Origin of the sequence: Dyadobacter tibetensis Y620-1, assembly GCF_000566685.1 — a bacterium.
GTDB classification, from domain to species: domain Bacteria; phylum Bacteroidota; class Bacteroidia; order Cytophagales; family Spirosomataceae; genus Dyadobacter; species Dyadobacter tibetensis.
On sequence record NZ_AZQN01000001.1, the window covers coordinates 792431 to 813765 of the forward strand.

Annotated in this window: 15 protein-coding genes; 14 read left to right on the forward strand and 1 reads right to left on the reverse strand. The window is 44.3% G+C overall.

The window, feature by feature from the left end:
• Positions 1-3 precede the first annotated feature (3 nt).
• Positions 4-411, reverse strand: coding sequence for a response regulator (locus tag X939_RS0103420; protein WP_025761871.1), 408 nt, complete (start codon positions 409-411; stop codon positions 4-6).
• 343 nt (positions 412-754) lie between these two features.
• Here X939_RS0103420 and nuoB point away from each other — a divergent pair, with 343 nt between their 5' ends.
• The 14 genes from nuoB to X939_RS0103490 all read left to right on the forward strand — a co-directional run bounded on the left by nuoB (position 755) and on the right by X939_RS0103490 (position 21277).
• On the forward strand, positions 755-1288 hold the full coding sequence (gene nuoB / locus X939_RS0103425; protein WP_025761872.1) for an NADH-quinone oxidoreductase subunit NuoB: 534 nt from the start codon (positions 755-757) through the stop codon (positions 1286-1288).
• 13 nt (positions 1289-1301) lie between these two features.
• Positions 1302-1823, forward strand: coding sequence for an NADH-quinone oxidoreductase subunit C (locus X939_RS0103430; RefSeq protein WP_310588031.1), 522 nt, complete (start codon positions 1302-1304; stop codon positions 1821-1823).
• A 108-nt stretch (positions 1824-1931) separates the two neighbouring features.
• The gene (locus X939_RS0103435) at positions 1932-3611 is read left to right on the forward strand and encodes a hypothetical protein (RefSeq protein WP_025761874.1); all 1680 of its coding nucleotides are present in this window, start codon (positions 1932-1934) and stop codon (positions 3609-3611) included.
• A 59-nt stretch (positions 3612-3670) separates the two neighbouring features.
• A complete protein-coding gene (locus tag X939_RS0103440) occupies positions 3671-5512 on the forward strand; it encodes a BamA/TamA family outer membrane protein (protein ID WP_025761875.1) in 1842 nt (613 codons plus the stop codon).
• Between the two features lie 233 nt (positions 5513-5745).
• Entirely contained in the window at positions 5746-8589 is a 2844-nt protein-coding gene (gene carB / locus X939_RS0103445; RefSeq protein WP_025761876.1) for a carbamoyl-phosphate synthase large subunit, read from the forward strand.
• Positions 8590-8892: 303 nt separating this feature from the next.
• Positions 8893-9690, forward strand: coding sequence for a sulfite exporter TauE/SafE family protein (locus tag X939_RS0103450; protein WP_025761877.1), 798 nt, complete (start codon positions 8893-8895; stop codon positions 9688-9690).
• 151 nt (positions 9691-9841) lie between these two features.
• Positions 9842-11263, forward strand: coding sequence for an MBL fold metallo-hydrolase (locus tag X939_RS0103455; RefSeq protein ID WP_025761878.1), 1422 nt, complete (start codon positions 9842-9844; stop codon positions 11261-11263).
• A 91-nt stretch (positions 11264-11354) separates the two neighbouring features.
• Positions 11355-11669, forward strand: a complete 315-nt coding sequence (locus X939_RS0103460; RefSeq protein ID WP_044198265.1) for a rhodanese-like domain-containing protein — start codon at positions 11355-11357, stop codon at positions 11667-11669.
• Positions 11670-11672: 3 nt separating this feature from the next.
• Positions 11673-12236 (forward strand): YeeE/YedE family protein, encoded by a 564-nt coding sequence (locus X939_RS0103465; RefSeq protein ID WP_025761880.1) that lies wholly within the window; start codon positions 11673-11675, stop codon positions 12234-12236.
• A gap of 86 nt (positions 12237-12322) precedes the next feature.
• Positions 12323-12769 (forward strand): DUF6691 family protein, encoded by a 447-nt coding sequence (locus X939_RS0103470; RefSeq protein ID WP_229235984.1) that lies wholly within the window; start codon positions 12323-12325, stop codon positions 12767-12769.
• Positions 12770-12778: 9 nt separating this feature from the next.
• A complete protein-coding gene (locus tag X939_RS0103475) occupies positions 12779-13495 on the forward strand; it encodes a DUF2490 domain-containing protein (RefSeq protein WP_025761882.1) in 717 nt (238 codons plus the stop codon).
• 425 nt (positions 13496-13920) lie between these two features.
• The gene (locus tag X939_RS0103480; RefSeq protein WP_025761883.1) at positions 13921-15942 is read left to right on the forward strand and encodes a TonB-dependent receptor plug domain-containing protein; all 2022 of its coding nucleotides are present in this window, start codon (positions 13921-13923) and stop codon (positions 15940-15942) included.
• 53 nt (positions 15943-15995) lie between these two features.
• On the forward strand, positions 15996-18476 hold the full coding sequence (locus tag X939_RS0103485; protein WP_025761884.1) for a bifunctional YncE family protein/alkaline phosphatase family protein: 2481 nt from the start codon (positions 15996-15998) through the stop codon (positions 18474-18476).
• A gap of 26 nt (positions 18477-18502) precedes the next feature.
• Positions 18503-21277, forward strand: a complete 2775-nt coding sequence (locus X939_RS0103490) for a bifunctional YncE family protein/alkaline phosphatase family protein (RefSeq protein ID WP_025761885.1) — start codon at positions 18503-18505, stop codon at positions 21275-21277.
• Positions 21278-21335 lie beyond the last annotated feature (58 nt).

The following is a 21335-nucleotide window of genomic DNA, read 5'->3' on the forward strand; positions in this document are numbered from 1 at the left end:
ATCTTAGCCGCGGTGATGAAGGTATGATTTGATTTCATCAGCCAAAATCCGCAAGTCGGCTAGAGACGATGGCTTAATAAAAAATTGAGCCGCTCCACTTTCGATGGCTTGTTTGATCACTTCAGGGCTTGCCGCTGTAGACAATACCAGGATAGGCAGGCCCTGACAATTGGGGAGCGATCGCAAGGCAGCTATCACTTCAATGCCGTTCATCCGGGGCATATTAATATCCATTAATATCAATACCGAGTCTAGATCCAGACCGGGCTGTTCAAGCTGTTTTAGAAAATCAATTCCGTTAGAATATTCCGAAAAGGAGACCTGCTCAAGCACGCCCTCCACCGCCTCACGAATTATAAATCGATCGTCGTCGTCGTCATCTACAAGATAAATTGTGTGTTGACCTGTCATAAAACAAAGGTAGTAAAATTACTCCTGAATCCCGGCCATCCCATCATTGTTTGAAACTGGCCAAGTAGCCAGCCTAGGTAGTTGATAGCTTTCAGTATTTTTTTCCGATTCCGTTGACATCCAATCCAGCGGTTATCAGGAGTTAGGGCTTATAGTGATGTCGCCTTCAGGTAAAAGGAGGCACAGTTAGATACACTAGCCCGCATATGGAAGCCAGAATTAAGAGTTTGTTTACTATTTTTGCCACAGTGCAAGTCTTCACCGCGCCTAATTGAGTCGGGTTTGAATGAATTTATTCGAACAGGAAGCGGTTGGCTTACTAGCCATAAAGGTAAAAGATATTATGAGTGAGAGAATAAAAACCGGAGAGGGAGGTATTATAATTACCAATTCAGAAGATCTGATGAACTGGGCACGATTGTCGTCATTATGGCCTATGGGATTTGGCCTGGCCTGCTGTGCCATAGAAATGATGGCAGCCTACGCCTCCAACTATGATCTGGAACGTTTTGGTATCATGCCCCGCCCTTCTCCACGTCAGTCAGATGTTATGATTGTCGCCGGAACGGTGACATTTAAAATGGCCGACAGACTACGTAGGTTGTACGAGCAAATGCCCGAACCCCGGTATGTAATTTCAATGGGAAGTTGCTCTAATTGTGGAGGTCCTTATTGGGAGCATGGCTACCATGTAGTGAAGGGTGTCGACCGGATTATTCCGGTAGATGTCTATGTACCTGGCTGCCCACCCCGTCCTGAGGCCTTGATTGGAGGATTTATGAAGCTACAGGAAAAAATTCGATCTGAACACCCCTTGGCTCCAGAAGTTTTTTTAGAAATGCAAGCCGCACATCAAGAGACCGGACTCCCCACCTAACCCCCTTTATACCATGATGGTTTTTGAAGAAATTAATGACTTATTGATAACGCACTTCCCGAAGGCCATAGTCCAGACCAACCATCAAGGACTCCAACCATCGATAGAGATAACTGTAGAGAGTCTCCCTCATATTTGTCAATTTCTTTTCGAAGATAAGACCCTATATTTCGATTATTTGGCCTGTCTTACTGCCCTAGATAATGGCCCTTCCGCTGGTACTATGGAAGTGATATACCATCTGTTTTCTATTCCATATGGCCATAAATTAGTCCTCAAGGTCAAGGTTTCACGCAACTCATCCGAAGAAGACCTTCCTCAGGTACCCTCTGTAAGCCATATCTGGCGCACCGCCGACTGGCATGAGCGAGAAGCATTTGATCTGGTAGGAATTCGGTTTTCTGGTCATCCAGATCTTCGTAGAATTTTATTGCCGGAAGATTGGGAAGGCCATCCCCTTCGCAAGGATTATAAGGCGCAGGACCAATACCATGGGATTAAGGTTCGTTATGAGGACGGAAACCTCCCCTCCTAAGAAAGTCAGGATGACCACGCCCTAGTTAACCAAGGACGGGCAGGAACGAAAATTTAATTGTATGGCAAATCCTGCTATATTTATTACCACTATCAACATCTATGCTTCATGATCTATCGTTTTCTACTGATAACATTATTTGCTTTCGCTCCTACTATATTGGTTGGGCAAGTGGATAGCCTCTATATCAAAGGCCAGATAAAAAATCTGAATGGACAACTTTACCGTCAAACATCCTCTGTAAGTTTTTTCCGAAGCAACCTTTTCGACCCTCGGTCCGAAATGGTAAGTCAGGCCCCCCTCCAGGCCGATGGTAGCTTTAGCATTGCCCTCCCCCTGAATTTCGATCAGGAGGAAATGTATTTGGAGTATGGATCATTGGCTACTTCACCATTTTTAGGCTCTAAAGGAACGCTTACCCTTACCTTCGACGCCGACTCAATTGGTAAGGCTAAAAGACTATTTTACTTTTCGGGCGTACATGCAGCGGCCAATAATCAATATCAATTATATATGCCCGTTGAGGCCCAATCATTTGAAAAAAATCCATCGGTGGGATCCGACTTTTTCAAAAACTTTTGGCCCAAGTCCCAGCAGCAGGCCAAGGCCTTGCTGGAGCAGAGGTTGCAACTTCGCCTTCAAACTCTTGAGCAATATAGTCGCAATAATATATTGGATTCCGAACTAAAAAATTGGCTTACCAGCAAAGCACAGGCGGAATATGCTAATATCTGGATGGATTACCTGCGAATCAACGACCTGGATATAGAAGGGGAAAAACTGGATCAGCCCAGTTTAAATCTGCCTCCACTGACCGCCGAAAAAGTAACCTTGGCAGAGAAGTATGGTGTTTATGCCGATATCGTAAAGGATTATTATATCTATCGTTACCCGACTAAAAGTGCCCCTTTGCCAGTAAAGGCCATGGCTGGCCTCATCCATCAATACAATACGGATTTGTCCTCACAGGAAGCTACGAAGCTGAAACAAATCATGGAAATTGGTATTACCGATAGGGCAGAATATGATTTTTTAAACGCATTATTTCTACGCAATAAAGAAATGATAAATACCCTGTTCGAATATGAGCAGGCCAAGCGCTTGTATATGGAGCTCCTACCCTCTTCCATGACGGATTTGCTTTCAGGGAACTACATGATCAAGCGACTAAACGGATATACACTGGACCAGAAAAACCTCCTTTTCCGACACATTTTAAGTGATTTAAAATCGCCAGCTCTAAAGAATTCTCTCTCTGAGGTGATGCAAAGAGAAGTTAAGGATAGCGTTGATATCCGCAAAATGGTCAATTACCAGACACAACAAATAAAACCAACCGAAGTGATTCCAGGAATATGGGTCAGCGCCTCTAATGAGGCGGGAAATTCATGGTTTAAGGAATTGTTAGGACAATACAAGGGAAAGACTATTTATGTAATCAAATGGAATTTGACTGACCCCAAAAGCCTGGACGAACTGGCCTATCTTAACTTCCTGAGGGAAAAGGCCCCGGTAGGCACCGTATTTCTGATGGTTCATATGGATGATATTGAGCAGGCAGCATCACAGAGTGGGCTAGCCCGACAGTACGTTGTTCGTCATCAGCTCAAAGGCACCCATATGTTTGTGGCGTCGGATCAGCTACTTAGCTTACTTCTCAGGCTGAATCCTTTGGAGCCAGGAACCTACGCCATCATCAAGCCTAATGGTAAGTATTATTCTAAAAATGCCCCGGCTCCTTCGGATACAGAGCGTTTGATCCCTATGCTTATTGACGCCTCCAGATAAGGAAATGGGGTGCCTTACGTTATAATTAGGCATTAAAATGCCCCGGATTAATACCAACTATGCACCGTTACGTACTCTTCTTTGTTTTACTCAGCATTTGTGCCTCCGCTCAGGTGACAGACAGCCTCCCCGCTCAGGCGGTGAACAAAGATAGTATACGCTATACGAACCTGAAAGTTCGGATGTCCAAAACCAAATTCTCAAGAGCCGTCTACAGGCTCTTGTTTAGGGATGTATATAATCAGGGGAAAGTGGCCGAAGTAAAAGAGATTGAGACCAATCCCTTTACCACCTACGAAGGCATGACCATTAAAAATATCATTATCAAACAACTCAATATTCTGGGTCAGTCGGTATATGATACGGCACGGACCGGAAACCAGCTTGAGCGATTTTTAAGTAAAAGTATGCATACCAATACCCGGGAAGGCATCATTAGACGCTCCCTGTTATTATTTGAAGAGGGTGATAAAATTCAGGCTCAGGTGTTTAAGGATAATGAACGACTTCTCCGGTCTAACCGCTTAATCGTCGATGCACGGATCCTTGTGATCCCAAGAAAGGATGTTACCTGGCAGGCCGACGTAATGGTCATTATTCAGGATAGCTGGTCCCTCAATGCCTCTGGATCTTTCAGTAGCTTCAATAAATTCAGGGTAGGACTGGAAAATATTAACGTAAATGGAACGACCCATTCACAGCTGACTTCCATACGATGGAACAAAGAGGATACCCTGAGAAAGTTTCAATTCAGAACCATTTATACAGTGCCCTATATTGGGAACACCTTTATTACGGGACAGGCCAGGTTTATTTTCGAAAATGATTTAAAGGAGAAATCCATCCGTTTTAATCGATCCTTTTTAACAAATGAAACCAAATATGCCGGAGCATTTGAAGCGGGGATTATAAAAAATCGCCAATATAAACGTGAATTATCGGACCCCGAGCAGGAGATCCGATTCGTTACTTCCTTCAACTATTATGATTTATGGGTAGGTCGTTCCTATCGGTTTCCTTTCGAGAATAATATATTTAATAAGAATTCCCGCTTCATTACTGCTTTTCGTTACAATCGTTACGATTACAGGGAAAGACCCGAGGTTGGCCCCGACCTTAATAAGATATATTGGGACAAAAGTGCCACATTATTGAGTCTTGGATACTCCAATAGAAATTATAAGCGTGATGTACTGATCTATGGGTTTGGTAGGACTGAAGACGTGCCAGTAGGGAATCTGTTATCGGTAACTTTTGGCAGGGAATCCACCGAATTCGGAGATCGTGGCTACAGTGGAATTCAGTTTGCCAAAGGGATGTATCTGCCTCATCGCCTGGGGTATCTATATGGACTCTTCAATTATGGAAGCTATTATAAAAGTAGTAAGGCACAACAGGGGGTTATCAGCGGTCAGGTCAATTACTTCAGCCAGCTCATACCTTTCAAATATAGTTTTTTACGACAGTTTGTTACTTTAAAATATACCAATGGATACCATCGGGACCCTCTCGATTATATCAATATCAGCGGTAATCAGGGCATAAGAGGAATCAATAGCGACCAGCTGATTGGCACCAAAAAGTTCACACTGGGTCTGGAAACGGTATTTTTCTCAGACAAATCCTTACTGGGCTTTCGTATTGCATATTTCGTGTTTGGTGACTTCGGATTAATTAATGGCACCCGCTCTCTGTGGCGTGGCCCAGTATACCAGGGATATGGGCTTGGCTTTCGGTTCAAAAATGAAAATCTTACCTTTAATACCTTTCAATTGCGTATTGGATATTACCCCAATATTCCTGGCAATACTTCCGTCCTACGGTTTGCCGCCGACGGCAATACCCCTTTACGTCTAAGAGATTTTGACATTTCGGCCCCTTCGATTGTGCCTTTTCAGTAAGACTGCAATTTTTGCAGGACGCTAAGTAGCATTCATTTTACCGCCCAAATTGAGATTTTGACGATACATTCTGAAATTTAATTTTCAGAATCCGGAAAAAACAGTTCCATTTTCAATAATGTAAATTAACTTTGTGGAATTTTTGGACCTAACCCTACTATAGGTTAGCTAAAGCAGGGTTATATCCTCCAAAAAGCAAACAAAATCATAATTTCTTCAAAAAATAAATTACTGTGCCCAAAAATCCGAATATCAAATCCGTTCTAATTATAGGTTCAGGTCCAATCATCATTGGTCAGGCATGTGAGTTTGACTATTCCGGCTCTCAAGCAGCCCGATCATTGCGTGAAGAAGGCATTGAAGTTGTACTGATCAACTCCAATCCGGCAACGATTATGACCGACCCCATTAGTGCAGATCATGTTTATTTATTGCCCCTGGAGAAAAAATCTCTGGTAGAAATCCTGGAAAAACACCAGGCTATGGGCAGGCCCATCGACGCAGTGCTCCCTACCATGGGTGGCCAAACAGCCCTTAACCTGGCTATCGACGCAGACAAGGCGGGAATTTGGAAAAAATACAATGTTGACATCATCGGGGTGGACATCAAAGCGATTGAGACCACCGAAGATCGGGAGAAGTTCCGATTAAAAATGATCGAACTAGGTGTAAATGTATGTAAGGGACGAACAGCTCGTTCATTTTTGGAAGGAAAAGAAATCGCCCAAGAAATTGGGTTCCCACTGGTAATTCGCCCTTCTTATACCCTAGGAGGTACCGGTGGAGGCTTTGTACATACAGAAGCAGAATTTGATAAAGCCCTTAATAATGGACTTCATGCCTCCCCAGTTCATGAAGTACTGGTAGAGCAGAGCGCCCTAGGATGGAAAGAGTATGAGTTAGAGCTCCTTCGCGACAGCAAAGGAAATTTTATCATCATCTGTTCGATTGAGAATTTCGACCCAATGGGGGTTCATACCGGCGACAGCATCACGGTAGCTCCCGCCATGACGCTACCCGACACCTTGTATCAGCAAATGCGTGATTTGTCCAGAAAAATGATGGACGGAATCGGTAAGTTTGCCGGAGGATGTAACGTGCAGTTTTCGGTTAACCCGGCTGATGATCAAATAATTGCCATCGAAATTAATCCTCGGGTATCCCGTTCTTCGGCTCTGGCTTCCAAAGCCACCGGATATCCAATCGCCAAGATTGCAGCTAAAATGGCTATTGGCTACGATTTGGACGAGTTGATTAACCCCATTACCGGGACTACCTCTGCATTTTTCGAACCTTCCATCGATTATGTGATCGTTAAGGTTCCTCGCTGGAATTTCGATAAATTCCAGGGATCCGACCGCAGCCTTGGCCTCCAGATGAAGTCGGTAGGTGAAGCGATGGGTATTGGCCGTAATTTCCAGGAGGCCCTACAGAAGGCCTGCCAGTCTCTAGAAATTCGCCGCAATGGTCTTGGTGCCGACGGTCGCGAACTAAGAGACCAGGAACAAATTAAGTATAGCCTGGAACATCCTAGCTGGGATCGTCTCTTCCATATATATGATGCCTTTAAAATTGGATTGTCATTTAAGACCATTCAGAATCTTACCAAAATAGATCCTTGGTTCCTTCGTCAGATTGAAGAGCTAATAGAGCTGGAACACCAGATCGAAAAATTTGAGCTCGACGAGCTTCCTAAAGACCTATTGCTCACGGCTAAACAAAAAGGTTATGCTGACCGTCAAATTGCGCATTTGCTTGGGACTAAGGAGAGTAAGGTGTACGATCGCCGCAAAGAACTAGGTATTAAGAGAATTTACAAATGTGTAGATACTTGTGCTGCCGAATTTGAAGCTAAAACTCCATATTATTACTCCACTTTTAATTCTTCCCAGGAAACGCCGGATAACGAATCGATCGTATCTGACCGGAAGAAAGTCGTAGTTTTGGGTTCCGGACCGAATCGCATTGGGCAAGGTATTGAGTTCGACTATTCTTGTGTACATGGGGTACTCGCAGCCAAAGAATCGGGCTATGAGACAATCATGATCAATTGCAACCCTGAAACCGTTTCAACCGACCCTGATATCTCCGATAAGCTTTATTTTGAACCTGTATTCTGGGAGCACGTTTTCGATATCATCGAACACGAGAAGCCTGAAGGAGTCATTGTTCAGCTCGGCGGTCAGACGGCCTTGAAAATGGCCGAAAAGCTAGAAAAATATGGGGTTAAAATCATCGGAACCAGCTACGATTCATTAGACTGGGCCGAAGATCGCGGACGCTTCTCGTCTCTATTAGAAGAGCTGGAGATCCCCTACCCCAAGTTCGGTACGGTACGTACCTCCGATGCCGCGGTAGAGCTGTCTCGTAGCCTTGGGTTCCCTCTTTTGGTTCGTCCCAGCTACGTTTTGGGAGGACAAAGCATGAAAATTGTGATTAACGAGAAAGAGTTGGAACAGCATGTAGTGAAGATATTACATGATATCCCCGACAATAATATCCTACTCGATCACTTCCTGGAAGGTGCATTGGAGGCAGAAGCCGACGCCATCTGCGATGGAGAAGATTCTTACATTATTGGAGTAATGGAGCATATCGAACCGGCCGGGATCCACTCCGGAGACTCACATGCAGCGTTGCCACATTTCGACCTTACCGACGATGAAGTTCGCCAGATCGAAGATCATACCCGTAAGATCGCAAAGGCTATGAGTGTTAAGGGCTTGATCAATGTTCAATTCGCGATCAAGAATGGGGTAGTTTACGTAATTGAAGCGAATCCACGAGCGTCACGTACGGTTCCATTCATTTGCAAGGCATACCAGGAACCTTATGTAAATTATGCTACCAAGCTGATGCTAGGTGCTAAGAAAGTGTCTGATTTCACTTTTAACCCGGTGAAAAAAGGTTGGGCGATAAAAATACCAGTATTCTCCTTCAACAAGTTCCCTAATGTTAACAAGGAATTAGGGCCTGAGATGAAGTCGACAGGAGAAGCTATTTACTTTATCGACGATCTCCAGGATGACTTTTTTCAGAAAATTTACGGTGAAAGAAACCTTTATCTGAGCCGGTAATTTTTCATCATTATTAAATTTAAATAACCCTGGAATCAAAAACCAGGGTTATTTTTTTGTCTTCACTTCCTCTACTTGGCCTTTTCAACCTCCCCTGGCCCCATTTTTATAGTTATATATACAGATTAATCCTGAGGCCGCCCGTTTCCCCCCTGCTCTCCCACTTTGTTTTTTACAATGATCACAACGGACTGAGTTTTCAAGCAGTTACCGAATTTGTGAAAAGTTTGAGAGTAGTGTGACAAAAGTTACTGTATTCAGATTTTCCAATGCGGACATTTGTATCATATTAAATATATACCCATGGAAATAATAGGATACATCGCTTCATTATTCATCGGAATTTCTCTTGGCCTTATAGGTGGGGGCGGTTCCATACTGACTGTACCCGTTTTGGTTTACTTATTAGGTGTCGACCCGGTACAGGCTACGGCCTATTCTCTATTTATAGTAGGCCTCACCAGTCTTGTAGGAGCCTGGCCCAAATACCGGCAAGGATTGGTAGATACCAAAACAGCCATCATCTTTGGCATTCCTGCCATTGCTGCAGTATATGCTACCCGGAAGTACCTCGTGCCTGCGATTCCCGACGCCTTATTCTCTGTCGGCCAATTTGAGGTAAGTAAGTCTATTTTCATTATGGTGCTTTTCGCTATTCTAATGCTCGCAGCCTCCGTATCTATGATCCGGGAGAAAAAAGAAGAATGTGTTGACTGTGAAGAGAATTTACAATACAATTATCCTATTATCCTTTTAGAAGGAATTCTAGTGGGCACACTCACCGGGCTGGTAGGCGCTGGCGGAGGATTTCTGATTATTCCAGCATTGGTGCTCCTAAGCAAACTGCCTATGAAGAAGGCCGTAGGAACCTCCTTACTGATAATAGGTGCCAAGTCTCTCATCGGTTTCACAGGCGACCTTTCGAATTCGCAAATGAACTGGATGTTATTGGGTAGCATCACCTTCTTAGCCATCATAGGCTTCTTTGCCGGCAATGCCCTTTCTAAAAAAGTATCTGCTCAGAAATTAAAGGGCGGGTTCGGATGGTTTGTCCTTGCAATGGGGCTATATATCATAGTAAAGGAGTTATTTCTTCATTAACAATAAATGGTCTCATTTTTTTAGAAGCATTTATTTTGAAAAAGTTTAAAAAAATCATCCCCTGTGACAAAAATCACCGAATGCCTGTTAGAAGTTTAACAACTTTGTAAAACATTACGATAATTCTTAAAACCAAATACATACCATAGTCATGCAAATAGAACAAATTTATACCGGATGTCTGGCACAAGGTGCTTACTACATCCAAAGCAATGGAGAAGCAGTCGTCATAGATCCCCTACGCGAAGTCGATCCATATATACAACGTGCCGAAAAAGATGGAGCCAAGATCAAGTACGTTTTAGAAACTCATTTTCACGCTGACTTTGTCTCTGGGCATATTGATCTGGCCAAAAAAACAGGAGCTCAAATTGTCTACGGTCCCACTGCCAAACCCGGATTTGACGCATTAGTTGCTACGGATGGACAGGTACTCAAGGTCGGTGAGCTTAGCATTGAGGTGCTGCACACCCCTGGTCATACTATGGAGAGCTCTTGTTATCTGTTAAAGGATGCGACCGGGAAATCCCTCGGACTATTTACCGGTGACACCCTTTTTATTGGAGACGTAGGTCGTCCGGATTTAGCTCAGGAGGTGGTGGAAGACCTGACTCAGGAAAAGCTGGCCAGTCACCTCTACGACTCTTTAAGAAATAAAATTATGCCTTTAGAGGATGATATAATTGTGTATCCCGCTCACGGGGCTGGCAGTGCATGCGGAAAGAATATGAGTAAAGAGACGACCGATACGCTTGGAAATCAAAAGAAAACAAATTATGCCTTAAACCCCGATTTGACCAGAGAGGAGTTTATCAAAGAACTGACCGAGGGGTTAACCCCACCCCCGGCATATTTCCCAGAAAATGTAATGATGAATATCAAGGGTTACGAAAGTATTGATACCGTGTTAAAACGTGGGCGCCAGGCATTGGATCCTGAAGGTTTCGAAGCCGTAGCTAATGAAACCGGGGCCGTATTATTGGATACCCGTGATGCACAAACCTTTGCCAAAGGATTTATCCCTAACTCTATTAATATTGGGATAGACGGGGGCTTTGCACCTTGGGTAGGAGCGCTAATTCCTGATATCAAGCAGCAGATTCTGCTGATAACTGACAAAGGCCGCGAGGAAGAGGTGGTGACACGACTTGCAAGGGTGGGATATGACCATACCATCGGATTTTTATCCGGAGGATTTGAAGCTTGGCAAGAGGCTGGTAAGGAAATAGATCAGATAGAGTCCATCTCTGTCCAAGAAATGGCCAATCGTCTGGAGGCCGACCCGGAAGCAATGGTATTGGACGTTCGAAAGGAAAGTGAGTATCAATCAGAACATGTGATAGATGCACAAAATGTACCTTTGGATTATATCAATGACCATTTGGCGGATATTAGTAAGGACAAAAAGTATTTTGTGCATTGCGCTGGTGGCTATCGCTCTATGATTTTCAATTCTATTTTAAAGGCGCGGGGCTTCGATAATCTCATTGATGTAAAAGGAGGTTTCTCAGCTATCAAGGATTCTGAAACCGTTCCTGTAAGCAATTATGTATGTCCTAGCACATTGCTATAAATAGGGCTTTACAGGCATGGACGTTCTTCATAACCAGTCCATGCCTGGTCATAGAGCCCCGACTAACCGATTTTTTAATTAACAAGAAATTATGGGATTCTTAGATTCATTATTTAATAATAAAAAAGTTGACTACAAGCAGCTGGTCAAAGATGGAGCGGTCATTGTAGATGTGCGCTCCCCTCAGGAATATGCCTCCGGGCATATAACAGGGAGTATAAATATTCCTCTGACTAAAATTTCAACACAGGTTGATGCACTTAAGGAACGTTATCCCGTAATTATCACCTGCTGTGCGAGTGGAAACCGCAGTGGTATGGCCTTGGGAAGTCTTAATAAGGCCGGTATTGAAGCCTATAATGGAGGCTCCTGGAATAGTCTGAATAAAAAAATTAACGCCGTTTAAGCCATGCTAGACTTCTTAACAAAACCATGGCCTTGGTATATTTCAGGCCCAATCATCGGACTTACCGTTCCGGCTCTACTTCTTTTGGGCAATAAGTCTTTCGGCATTTCCTCCTCTTTACGCCATGTATGTGCCATGTGTGTGCCCGCCAAAATACCTTTTTTTCAATACGACTGGAAAAAAGAGGTATGGAATCTCTTTTTTGTTGGGGGTATATTCCTAGGAGGTGTAATTGCCGCTGTCTTCCTGGCCAATCCCCTCCCTGTAAAGATCGATCCGGTTCTTGCACAGGAACTAGCAGGATACGGAATTACTAACTTCGACTCTCTCATTCCCACACAAATTATGAATTGGGAGCAACTTCTTACGCTAAAGGGGTTTTTATTGATCGTATTTGGAGGTTTTCTTGTAGGTTTCGGAACACGTTACGCAGGAGGTTGTACCAGTGGTCACGCCATAATGGGCATTTCTAATCTACAACTTCCTTCACTGATTGCCACCATCTGTTTTATGATAGGCGGCTTTGTGATGTCCAACTGGATCCTCCCTATTATCTTATCGCTTTAAAAAATTGTATACCAAGTAATAGCAAAAAGCTTATGAATACCCAGCAAACCCACCAGGAAGATCACACTCGCCGCCACCTTGATGCCATGTGCGTCAACGAAAGCGCGCAAGCTCATCCCTGGTACTATAATTTGAAATATATGGCCGTGGGAATCGTTTTCGGCATTATTTTTGTAAAGTCAGAAGTAATAAGTTGGTTCCGTATACAGGAGATGTTCCACTTACAGTCCTTTCATATGTATGGCATCATCGGCAGTGCGATCATGGTTGGGATGCTTTCTATATTCCTGATAAAACGATTCGATATCCGAACCATACATGGAGAGAAGGTTTCTATTGCCGACAAAAAGTTTAATAAAGGTCAAATTTACGGGGGATTGCTATTTGGTCTTGGCTGGGGCCTTACCGGTGCATGCCCGGGACCATTATTTGCTCAGATAGGAATAGGGGCCACAGTAGTTATTATCACCTTATTAAGTGCCATAGCGGGCACCTGGGTATATGGGCGTTTTCGCGACCATTTGCCCCACTAATTTTATTTAATGAATACCATCAGATTATATACCTTACTTTTAATTGTTCTGCACCAGGGCCTGGCCTATGGGCAGGACAACACCAGATATAATGCCTGGACCCGGCTCACGGTGCAAACGACACTCAACCCAAGGTTCATCCTAGATAATGAGATTCAACACCGGCGGCAAAATGATTTCGATAATAGAAATTTTTTTTCAAAAAATTTACTGACTTCTTACAGGAGCTGGATTCATTACCGACCTTCCCGGAAAGTTCAACTCAGTCTTTCTCCCTTCGCATTTTTTAATCAGTATCCGTCCTACCGGCAGCCTGCCGATGGAAACAAAAGCAATCTACATGAACTTCGCTTCGCTGGAGCTTTCACACTACATCAACCCCTATTTTCCTCTCTATATTTATTCAGCAAAACTGGATTGGAATACCGAAGTTTTATCGATCAGACGGATAAACTTAGAGCCCGGGAAAGAATAGGCCTTAGCTATTCCTATAATAACTGGCAGGTGAGTATCTACGAGGAGTTATTACTGCATGTAGCAGGGGTGCCTATTTCCAATTTTTTTGATCAGAATAGATTATCTGCCTCTATTTCATTATCCCCAACGGACCGTCTTGGACTAGAGTTTGGCTATATTCATACGGATAAACTTCCTGGTAAAAGTAGTTCACTCACTCAGGAAGAAAATTTGTTTTTAAACCTTTCCTATAAAATTGGAAAATTGTAAGGGAGGATAATTAAGCCATCCAATTGAAAAAAAAGTATCTGGGATTTTAAGAAAACCCTCCTGTTATTATCTATATCGATCTGTGCTTTATTTGTTTACAATAATTTAACAAGTTTATGCAGAATCGTCCAAATTCGCTCCATTAAACATTTCCTTGGTTCCGTCACCTGCATCAGCCTTCCCCTGCTATACGTCTTGCTTAGCATACCGATAAGGTATTGATTTTCAAACAATACGTCACTTTGCATTAGCTTTCCTAAAAGACTGTCCCCTCAAATATATTTAAAACAACAGCATGGATAAATAGTAGTATATCCAGAAAGAATGCGTCAATAAATATTAACTTTTTGATAACTATAAAAGGAACTTCTTCCTTGTAATCAAAATTAATTTTGTCCTTTCCCTATTAGTTATACTACTCATTTATGAAAATTGTAATCTTACTCATTCTATTTTTTTGGATTCCCCCTGCCTTGCGGGCACAAGATTCCGACAGCTTACGAACGGAATTATTAAAGCAGGTAAACATCACAGCTAACCGCCATACAGAGTCTAGCCTGTCGACAATTGGTTCGGTAGGAATCATAAAAAACCTCTCTAACTCCAGCCAGCCTGGTAGTACTACCCCCGATGTACTGATGGGTACCACTGGGGTGTTTATGCAAAAAACTACGCAAGGGGGGGGATCTCCATTTATCAGAGGACTGACCGGCAACCAGACCCTCACACTAATTGACGGCATCCGACTCAACAACAGTACTTTCCGTTATGGCCCCAATCAATACCTAAACACGGTTGACCCCTTTTCATTGGATAGGATTGAAATATATAGAGGGGGAGGGTCCGTCGCCTATGGAACAGACGCATTGGGAGGAACCATTCAGCTGTTCACCCCTACCCTAGCCTATGCCTCTAAGACACAAGCCTATGGTAAAGTTCTGGCTCGCTACGGCACATCAGATATGGAAAAGTCCATTCGGGTGCAGGGAGGAATCCAAAGGGAGCGACTCGCACTTCAAGCTGGAATCAGTGTCAAGAAGTTTGGAGATGTGGTAGGGGGAGATACCACGGGTAGGCAGACCCCAAGTGGCTATACAGACATAGATTTTGATCTTAAGGGAAAATTGAAAATTTCCGAAAACTGGAATGTGATTTTAGCACACCAATCGGTAAACCAAAGACATGTACCGGTGTTCTACAGATACCAGTTAGATCAGTATGCTCTTAATGAATTTGATCCTCAGAAACGCTCACTAAGTTATGCCCGTCTGGAGGGCAGTACCACAAAGAACTTATGGAGCAAAATAACTTTTATTACTTCTTACCAAACCAGTCAGGAAGGACGCAATAGTCAGAAAATCGGAGAAAATAGTCTAAGAAAGGAGTCCGATGGGATCAAAACCTGGGGATCCTCGCTCAACTTCCAGTCTCAACTAGGCAAAAATTGGACGGCAAGTTCGGGAGTGGAAGTTTACTATGACAAAATAAATAGTAAAAGAATTGACATCAATCAGGCCGAAGGCAGCGAAATATCCAAACGAGGGTTATATCCTGACGGCAGCGCCTACCTGAACTATGCACTTTACACCCTACACCAATATAGGCTCAATCGCTGGAAAGTCGATTATGGGCTTCGATATAATGGCTTCCATATCAAATTGAATGATCGGGATTTAGGAACAATCAAGATTAGTCCTAAAGCTTTCGTAGGAAATATAGGTCTGGCCTATCAACCTTCCAGCTTTTCAAATATTTATTTGTCCTTAAACACCGGCTTCCGTGCTCCCAATATAGACGATATGGGAACCTTGGGCATAGTCGATTTTCGGTATGAATTACCAGCTTATGATCTGCGACCGGAGCGCTCCTACAATTTTGAAATGGGCTATAAGATACGGTCGGGAAGCTGGGCTATGGGCCTAGCTCTATTTCAAAATTATTTGAATGACCTGATTACCAGAGAGAAGGTGCCAGGAGAACAGATCAATGGAGTGGATGTCTATATAAAAAGCAATACCGAGAAAGCCCAGATCAGGGGCGCAGAGTTTGAGGCCGAATACCATTTGACGGAATATTGGCGGATCTATACCTCAGCCACTTATAGCTACGGAAAAAGTGTAAGCAACCAGGAGCCATTAAGACGAATACCTCCAGTCAATGGTCGGGTTGGTCTATCATTTCATAGAAATCAATTGACTCTTACCCCCGAAATGCTCTGGGCTGGAGCGCAAAAGAGACTTTCGGCAGGAGACAAAAGTGATAACCGGATTCCTGAGGGAGGAACCCCTGCCTGGTCTATCTTCAACATCAGAGCTCTGTATGACTGGAAAATCCTCAGCTTACAAGTTCAGGCTCATAACCTTTTCAATGCCGACTACCGCACGCACGGCTCAGGTATCAACGGTCCGGGACGTAGTCTTTGGATAGGCTTAACAGCCAATTTCTAAAAAACAATTCAGTCACTTTATTTATAACACTTTCTGTTAACCCTGATCATTAAATGAAATCTTCGATTAAAACCCTGGCATTGATTACTTTATCTTGTGGGCTTTGGACAGCTTGCCAGCGAAATAGTCCTAGCAACAGTCCAGAGACCGACCCACTCTATAACAAATTGAAGGCCATGTCCGTGGATCTTCCAAATGGCTGGTCCTTGACGCCGATCGGTCGCAGTGTGGAGCTCGACGACCTTCCGTTGAATCTTATCGTTTCACCCAATAAAAAATTATTGGCCGTCACCAATAATGGGCAATCCGTTCAAAGCATCATGCTTATAGATGCCCAGACGGAGAAGGTATTGCATCAACAAATTATAGACAAAGCCTATGTAGGCCTGGCCTTCAGTCAAAGTGGAGAGCGACTTTACGCATCGGCAGGCAACGATAACCGGATTCTCGAATACAAGATCGAGTCCAACAAACTCGTTAAGGTCGACTCTATCGTATTAGGGAAGCCCTGGCCAAACAAGATATCTCCCACAGGTATTTGTCTGGACGATGCTCAATCCCGAATGTATGTGGTAACCAAAGAAGACAGTTCTTTGTATGTCTGCAATACACAAACACGTGAAGTATCGTCTAAGATTAAGCTCGCCTCCGAAGCTTATGGTTGCATGCTATCACCTACCGGAAAGGAAGTATATATTTCGCTTTGGGGTGGGTCGGCAGTATGTATTTATGATGTGGCTACTGGAAAAATCGACCAGAAAATCGCCACGGATAAGAACCCAAATGATATGGCTCTTACCAAGGATGGCAAATTTTTATACGTAGCACATGGCAATGATAACAGCGTGTCGGTTATCGATGTAGCTGCTAGAAAAGTAGCCGAGAGACTAACCACCTCCCTCTACCCGGACGCCCCTGTAGGAAGCACACCCAATGGCGTTTCCCTTAGCGAAGATGAAAATACCTTATGGATTGCCAATGCAGACAACAACTGTCTGGCCGTATTCGACGTAAGCGTAAAGGGCCGCAGTAAGTCCAAAGGATTTATTCCTACGGGTTGGTATCCTACAGCTGTTAAAAATATTGGAGACCGTTTGTTTATTACCAATGGTAAAGGTTTCTCTTCCAAAGCCAATCCCAAAGGTCCTAATCCATCTTTGGCTAAGGTACCCATGGACAAGGGAGCCAATCCTCAAGCCTATACAGGTCGTGAACAATACATAGGCGGATTATTTCAAGGTACCATGTCTATTATTGACCTTCCCAATGAAACGACCCTAGCCACTTACTCCCGGCTTGTATATAGTAATAGCCCATATACTAAGGAAAAGGAATTGCAAACGGAGGGTGAAAAAGGCAATCCAATACCCATGCGGGTAGGTGATGCCTCCCCCATTAAGCATGTATTTTATATTGTAAAAGAAAACCGTACTTACGATCAGGTCCTGGGTGATATGAAAGAGGGAAATGGCGATGCATCACTATGTCTCTTTCCTGAAAAAATAACGCCTAACCAGCATGCCCTTGCCCGTGAATTCGTATTATTGGATAATTTCTATGTAGACGCTGAGGTGAGCGCCGACGGCCACAACTGGTCATCGGCTGCCTATGCCAACGATTATGTAGAAAAAAACTGGGTGACCAGTTACGGGGGACGAGGCGGCACCTACGATTTCGAAGGCTCTCGTGAAATTGCCCATCCCCGCGACGGATTTATCTGGGACCATTGCCTCCGTGCTGGGGTGAGCTACCGTACATACGGATGGTTTGTAAAAGGGAAAGAAGCCTCTATACCCGCTCTTCGTTCCAATTTCTGCCCTGATTTCAAAGGTTACGACCTGGGCTATTTAGATGTGGATCGCGTGGCTGCCTGGAAATCAGATTTCGATTCTCTCCTTGCGATAGGTAAGGTTCCTGCACTGTCCACCATTCGACTGGGCAACGACCATACCTCAGGAGCCAGTGTAGGAAAGCCAACACCTTTTGCCGCAGTAGCCGATAACGACCTCGCCGTGGGTCGCCTCGTAGAACATCTATCTAAAAGTTCTATCTGGAAGGAATCGGTCGTTTTTATCCTGGAAGATGATGCACAGAATGGTCCTGATCATGTAGATGCGCATCGTTCTATTGCTTTTGTGGCAGGGGGATTTGTTAAAAGAAATTTTGTGGACCATACCATGTACTCAACTTCTGGCATGCTTCGAACCATTGAACTTATTCTTGGGCTTAAACCCATGAGTCAATACGATGCCGCTGCTACACCAATGTGGCGCTGCTTCCAGGCGCAACCCAATACTAAGCCCTTCACTGCCATGGCTCCAGGTGTAGATCTGTACCAAAAAAACGTAGCAGTGAATAAAAACTCCCGTCGCTCCGATTCCTTCGACCTAAGTATTCCCGATGCTATTGACGACTATGTCTTCAGTGAGATTGTATGGCAAACTGTCCGGGGAGAAAACAGCATCATGCCCGCCCCCAGGAGAGGAGCTTTTGTGAAGCTTGAGAAAAAGGATGAGGACGAAGACGACGATTAAGCTCCATTTACCTAATCTTGTAAAACATGAAAAAATCAACGCTATTACTTATCCTCGCCCTGGTCAGCACAGCATCCAGGGCTCAGAAATGGATAGCAGACTCCCCGGCCGGTACTTCCTACATCAGCAGGGACCTGAATGGGGTGAGTACCATTCCCAATGGACGCTTGCTTACTCCTTACGGCACACAATATATTATCGCGCCACACCCCTATGGTTTGGCAGTCAGCAGCGACGGCCGACTTGCTGTAACGGCTAATTCAGGAACGAGTCCGATTTCAATATCCATCTTGGATAAGGTCCTCGAAAAGGGGGGCACAGTGCGTCAGATACCCGAGGGTCAGAAAACAGATAAGGGTATTCTGGAAGCATGTTTTATGGGATTGGCTATCGCCCCGGATAACCAAACTGTATATGTTGCCGGGGGGCAGGCCAATAAAATATTCATGTTCGACCCCCTTTCTGGAGAGAGCAAAGGTACTATCTCCTGTGGAGCCAAAGATAATGGTACTGACTATAGCCACGGCTATATTGGGGATATGACCTTGAGCAAAGACGGAACTACCTTGTACGCAGTGGATCAGATTGGATTCCGGTTGATGGTCATAGACACCAAATCAAGAAAAATCAGATATAATATCCCCACCGGCAGGTATCCCTTTGGAATCTGCTTATCGCCAGATGAAGGTAGACTATATGTAGCGAACGTTGGCGTATTTGAATACAAGCCATTTACCGATTTAGATCCTGAGAACCTAAAGGGTACAGCGCATCGATGGCCCTCTTCCCGCTATGGGTCAAAGGAAATGAAGGAAGGGATACCCGCGGAAGGTGTACCCGCTTTAGGGGACCCGAATGTTCCTGAGGCATTTTCGGTCTGGAGCTATGATCTAAAAGACTCCCAGCCAACTATTTCTGCTAAAATAAAAACGGGTATACTGGTAGGACAGATGGTAGAAGATTTTCCTGCCGTTGGAGGGAGTAGCCCAAATTCACTTGCAGCCACCGACGATTATGTTTTCGTGAGCAATGGTAATAATGACTGCGTTTCAGTGATCGACATAAAAAAGGATACAGTCGTTCAAAACATATTCTTAAATCCAGAACCCAAATTGGGAAATCTTCGAGGGGTTATCCCCTTCGGGTTGACCACATCTCCTGACCAAACACGTTTGTATGTAGCGGAAGCAGGCATCAACGCCGTCGCCGTCATTGCCATTCCAGAGATGAAGGTGTTGGGACATATCCCTAGCGGGTGGTTTCCCTCGAAAGTCAAGACCAGCCCCGACGGAAAGAAGCTGATAGTTACCAATGCCAAAGGTATTGGCAGTGGCCCCAATGGAGGGCGTGAACATAAGCTTGGACCCGAAGGAAGCTATATCGGAAGTTTGATGAAGGGCACGGTATCGGTAATGGATGTACCTTCCGACAGCCTGCTTGCCAGGCTCACCAAGCAGGTGATTGATAATAATTTTCGCTTTTCCGATGTGAGTACTGCAAAAACCTCAAATCCTGTACCCCTGTACCCCGGTGAATCTGAGTCACCCATCAAACATATTGTTTTTATTTCCAAGGAAAATCGGACCTATGACGAGGTCTTTGGCCAGCTTCCGAAAGGGAATGGTGACCCTAGCATCGCCCGCTATGGCCTGAAGCGCAGTTTCTCCAACAAAAACAAAAGCAACAGCCTAACAGAAGTGGACGTAATGCCCAATCATGCGGCTCTAGCCCGAGCTTTCGGTGTCTCCGATAACTTTTACTGTGATTCGGACGTATCGGCAGATGGTCATCGCTGGCTGGTTAATACCTACCCCAACGAATGGGTGGAAACGGGCACCACTGCTGCCTATGGTGGGCAACGTAGTATGCGGGAAGGTTCCATGGCTCCTGGCAATCTCGCTTTCTACGGCTCCTCGGGAAGCATATACCCCGAAGATTATAACGAGGCGGGTTCCATCTGGGAACACCTGGAAAGAAATAAAAAGGATTTTTTCAATTTTGGATTTGGTGTGGAAATGGCAGCTAATTACTCTGATAGTACAATGAAGCATATCGGAGAGCTCTATCTTGCCAATTACCCACTTCCCGCCCCTTTGTTTGACAAATCCTCACGAATATTCCCCACCTATAATATGGCCATACCCGACCAGTTCAGAGCCGACCTATTTATGGATGAGTTTAATGAAAAATGGGTCGGTGAAGACAAGGTATTACCCTCAGTCATTACTCTGATGCTGCCCAACGATCACGGAACAAGAGAACGTCCCCATGCCGGCTATCCCTTTACTGAGAGCTATATGGCCGACAATGATCTGGCCTTGGGTCGCACCGTTGAGTTCCTGTCTCATACCCCGTATTGGAAAAATATGCTAATTGTTGTAACAGAAGACGATCCCCAGGGCGGCGTCGACCATATGGATGCGCACCGTAGTATCTTAATGACCATCTCCCCCTATGCCAAAAGAGATTATGTTGGCCACCAACATTATAGTTTCGGCAGTATATTCAAAACATTCTGGCATATTCTAGGCATTCCATATTTAAATCAGTACGATGCAACCGCCAGCGATCTGCGGGACCTGTTTACCAATACACCCGACTTTACCCCTTATAATGCCGTTGCCATTGACCCTCAGCTTTTCGATCCTCAAAAAGCACTGGACCCTTTCGATGAGAAATTCGACTGGAAAGCATTTGCCGAATCTGAAGAGATGGACCGTACCGAAACGATGCAGAAACGAAGAATGGAAGACGATGATAAACTTAGAAAAATGATCAAAAAGAAGAAGTTTAAGAAGTAAGATTGCCCTTTTCGGCTTTTAGGCCACAGAAGCCAGCTTCTAATTGCTAACTGGGTTC